Here is a 3620-nt window from a genome sequence, read left to right on the forward strand (position 1 = left end):
TGATGCTCCTTCGTGGGGCGGGCATCACGGCCCACGGAGAGGTCCCGACCAATCGAGGGCGAAGCGACGTCCTGGTCCTCTTCCCCCACCGCGTCGTCGTGCTGGAGTTCAAGCTGGCCCGGAGCGAGGGGGAGATCGCAAGACTGCAGACCGAGGGACAGCGACAGATCGAGGAGAAGGGCTACACGAAGCCCTTCGACGCGGACCGGCGCGCCGTCACCTCCGCCGTCGTCGTCGTCGACCTCCAGAAGCACGAGGCAACCGCCTGTTGATGGGGAGTGCGGGGATGGATAGAGCTGCGGAGGCGTGGAAGCTCTTTGCGCAGTTTTTCCGGTTCGGCTGCTTCACCTTCGGCGGCGGGTGGAGCATCGTGGCGCAGATGCGCGAGCGGTACGTCGAGCGGGAGGGCACGCTGACGAATGAGGACCTGCTGGACCTCACCAGCATCGGGCGCAGCCTTCCCGGAACGATGATCGGCAACATCGCCATGTTCTACGGCTACCGGCGCGCGGGGCTTCCGGGCGGCGCGGCCTGCGTGCTGGGGATGATCCTGCCCCCGACCCTGATCCTGTTGGGCGTCACCTGCGGCTACGCCGCGCTTCAGGGCAACGTCTGGGCCATGGCGGCCATGAGGGGTGTGAGGGCCGCTGTCGTCCCCATCATCCTGAGCGCGCTGGCCTCCATGGTGCGCGGAGCGTTTCGCTTCCCGCCCTGCACGGCGGTAGCCCTGGTAGCGTTCGTTCTCTACGCCTTCCTTGGCGTCAGCAGCGTCTGGCTGGTGGTCCTGGGCGCGGCCTGCGGGCTCCTGATCTGCGAAGGGTACGAGCGGAAGGAGGCGGACGGGCGTGGGACCGGCCGATCTGCTTGAGCTCTACTGGAGCTTTGTAAAGATAGGCTTCACGAGCTTCGGGGGGTTCTCCATGATCCCGCTCATCTCAAGCGAGATGAGCGCCCATCATTGGATGACGGCTGAGGAGATATCGGACCTCGTCGCCATCGCAGAGATGACGCCGGGACCGCTGGGGCTGAACTGCGCCACGTTCGCCGGCATGAGGGCGGCCTGGCTGCCCGGGGCCGTCGCGGCCAACCTGGGCGCGCTGACCCCAACCTTCACGCTGGGGGCCCTCGCGGCCGTCTTCTTCGAGCGCTTCAAGGACAGCCGCCACCTGGGGCAGATCATGGTGGGCGTGCGGCCGGCCTGCATCGGCCTGATCGCCGGGGCGGCGCTCACCCTGTCCATGACGAACTACGCCGAAGGGGGCGCGGTGCACCTCCCCTCCCTGTGCCTTGGCGCGCTGGATGCCTTCCTCTTGATGAAGCTCAAGGTCAGGATCCCGAAGGTGATCGGCCTCAGCGCCGCTCTGGGGTTACTCCTGTTCGGCGTCCTTGGGCTGTGAGGCTACGGGCTCTGAAGAGCGGCTGAACACAAAAAGCTCCCGCTCCAAAAAGGAGCGGGAGCCAAATGGCGTTTGACCTTCGAGCGCGTTTTACTCTGTTACTCTGCGATCGTGAAGGTCAGGCGGGAAACCAGCACGGTTTCGTCAGCCACGGCCGTGTCCGCATAGGGGATCTTAACCTGAACGAAAGCGTTCCAGTAGCCGGCCTTCACGGGAATGATGTTGATGATGCCATCAAGGCCGGTGCGCCCCCAGAAGCACTTGTACTCGTTGACGGGGTCGCCGTCCTTCGCTTCTCCGGTAAAGCCTGCGTACACAGCCTTTACCTCCGCCGTCTTGGCGGGCTTGCCATCAAGCAGCACCAGCACGGGGAAGCGCTGTCCCGGCTTCACCGTCGCGGGGTTGACCTGGGGCACCAGCTCCAGGCGCTGTCCCACCGGCTTGGTGATAAGGTCCGTGCCGTCGGCGCCGTCCACGTTCATGACGAGCTTGGCGAACATTGCCGCCTCCTCGGCGTAGGTGGCGTCGGCCTTCGTCATCTCCTTGTACTTGGCCTTGTCCGCCTGCTTCCAGCCCTCGGACCCCTTGGCCCAGAAGGTGGGCTTGTAGTTGCCGATCACCAGGTAGTCGCCCTTCTTCAGGTCCGCCTTGACCTCGTAGTGGAAGTTCTTGTCACCCGCCAGCGCCATCTCCGTCGCGCCCTCCGGCGTGATCAGCTTCAGGGGCTCAAAGAGGTGCGTGCGGTCGTCGGGGATGACCTCGGGGTCCGGGAACTCGTGCCCGTAGCCCAGGTCGGCCTTGAGCAGGCCGTCCTTGTAGTCCGCGTTCACCCAGAACTCATGAGCCTCGGCCGCTGCGCCCAGGAAAGCCGCAAAGAGCGCTCCAGCCACCATCACGGAAAAGAACTTACGCATAGACATCTTCCTCCTTAAACCATACAAAACCGAATTCCGAAAAACCACGCGCTCCGGGAAGCCGCCCGTTGGCGGCGCCCCAACCCGCCGCAGGCCCTCCGCCGCTGCGGAGGCAGCCCGGGGCGGAAAATCAGGCAACCTCCGGCGTCGATCGTCTCATCGGAGGCCGGAGGTCACCACCTACATCTCCGTGGCCTGGACCCAGATCACCGCGTCCTGCGAAAGCTCCTTGCCCTCGAACTCTTTATCGGGCCCGACGCCCAGCGCGGCAAAGCCCCACCAGCCCCCCCTGGGCATGGCAAAGGCGAAGGTTCCGTTCGCGTCGGCCTTGATCGTCAAGGTGATGAAGGCGTCATGAGGGGCCTCCACCGCGACGTCCTTCGAGAAGGCGTTCTCCTTCATGTCGGGAAGGTGGTTCATGTACTCGACCTCGACCTCGGCGAAGGGCACCGGTTTGCCCTCGCTCTTCACGACGCCGCGGAACAGCCCGCCGGCCCAGATCGCGTAAGGCTTGTCCAGCGGAACGATCTCCGCCTTCAGGCCCATCTCGGCGTCCCAGTCCGTGGGGAGGCTGCCGTTGTTGACGATCATCTTCGTAATCTGCTGGATGTACGTCTCCTCACTCTGCTCGTAGTAGGGAGCGGGCACCAGGCAGAAGACGTAATCCCCCATGCCCTTGAGCTTGAAGGTGGTCTCGAAGCCCTTGCCCTCGTTCTCCAGGCTCTTCCAGGTGATGGGGGCCAGCGTCTCCAGCAGGTCGGTCTTCTTTTCCTTGTTTACGACGAAGAACTCCTGCGGCTTCCCCATGTCCATGGTGTGCCCGGCCTCAAAGGGGTGCGTGAAGACCAGCTTCAGGGGCACCTCTCCCCCCTTGTCCAAAATCGTCTCGGGGGTGTAGAGCATCTGGAAGTGAGCGGAAGCGGGAAGCACCCCGAAAAGGGACGCCAGGAGAGAAAGCACCACGATTTTCTTCATGTTCCTCACAGACAAACACTCCTTTCCTTACTTGCCTCTTCCGGAGGGTGAAGCCCTCCAAATCCTGAAGTCGCTGTCCCTACTTGATCTCCTCGCTCTTGACGGAGAGCGTGTGTCCGGGGCCGCCATCGAAGGTGACGGTGAAGACGCCCTCCGGCTTCTTGAAAGACAATTCTCCCTTGTCGTCCAGCTTCCCCTCGAAGACGACCTCTTCCTTCTCGTTGGTCACCCGGATGGGAGTGCCCTCGGCCGATTCACCGTCGGAGAAGCCACCCTCGCACGAGATGGTGCCGTCGCCGTTGTCCCAGCAGGAGAAGAGCGGGGTGTGGGCCAG

Annotated in this window: 6 protein-coding genes; 3 read left to right on the forward strand and 3 right to left on the reverse strand. The window is 63.9% G+C overall.

The genetic code is table 11. From position 1 onward, the window contains the following. From ACO41U_RS10075 to ACO41U_RS10085, 3 genes are all read left to right on the forward strand, one after another. Positions 1-272: PD-(D/E)XK nuclease domain-containing protein (locus tag ACO41U_RS10075; protein ID WP_485943668.1), on the forward strand; the 272-nt coding region annotated here is incomplete at its 5' end. Positions 273-286: 14 nt separating this feature from the next. Then, positions 287-868 carry a chromate transporter gene (locus tag ACO41U_RS10080; RefSeq protein WP_485943670.1) on the forward strand — a complete coding sequence of 194 codons (582 nt, stop codon included), beginning with the start codon at positions 287-289 and terminating at the stop codon, positions 866-868. After that, complete coding sequence (locus tag ACO41U_RS10085; RefSeq protein ID WP_298779571.1) at positions 846-1397, forward strand: chromate transporter; 552 nt, start codon at positions 846-848, stop codon at positions 1395-1397. Before ACO41U_RS10080 ends, ACO41U_RS10085 begins: the two co-directional genes overlap by 23 nt. A gap of 98 nt (positions 1398-1495) precedes the next feature. On the opposite strand, the gene ACO41U_RS10090 is transcribed toward ACO41U_RS10085, so the two are convergent. The 3 genes from ACO41U_RS10090 to ACO41U_RS10100 form a co-directional block, all read right to left on the reverse strand. Then, positions 1496-2311 (reverse strand): DUF4198 domain-containing protein, encoded by an 816-nt coding sequence (locus ACO41U_RS10090; RefSeq protein WP_485943672.1) that lies wholly within the window; start codon positions 2309-2311, stop codon positions 1496-1498. A 180-nt stretch (positions 2312-2491) separates the two neighbouring features. Then, complete coding sequence (locus ACO41U_RS10095; RefSeq protein ID WP_298779600.1) at positions 2492-3286, reverse strand: DUF4198 domain-containing protein; 795 nt, start codon at positions 3284-3286, stop codon at positions 2492-2494. Positions 3287-3365: 79 nt separating this feature from the next. Further along, positions 3366-3620: hypothetical protein (locus ACO41U_RS10100; RefSeq protein WP_485943674.1), on the reverse strand; the 255-nt coding region annotated here is incomplete at its 5' end.

This window comes from Fretibacterium sp. (assembly GCF_057312375.1).

What these genes read in the sequence shown, in the direction of transcription:
- ACO41U_RS10080 (WP_485943670.1), top strand. Translation starts at nt 287, where the DNA reads ATGGATAGAGCTGCGGAGGCGTGGAAGCTCTTTGCGCAGTTTTTCCGG.
- ACO41U_RS10090 (WP_485943672.1), bottom strand. Translation starts at nt 2,311, where the DNA reads ATGCGTAAGTTCTTTTCCGTGATGGTGGCTGGAGCGCTCTTTGCGGCT.
- ACO41U_RS10095 (WP_298779600.1), bottom strand. Translation starts at nt 3,286, where the DNA reads ATGAAGAAAATCGTGGTGCTTTCTCTCCTGGCGTCCCTTTTCGGGGTG.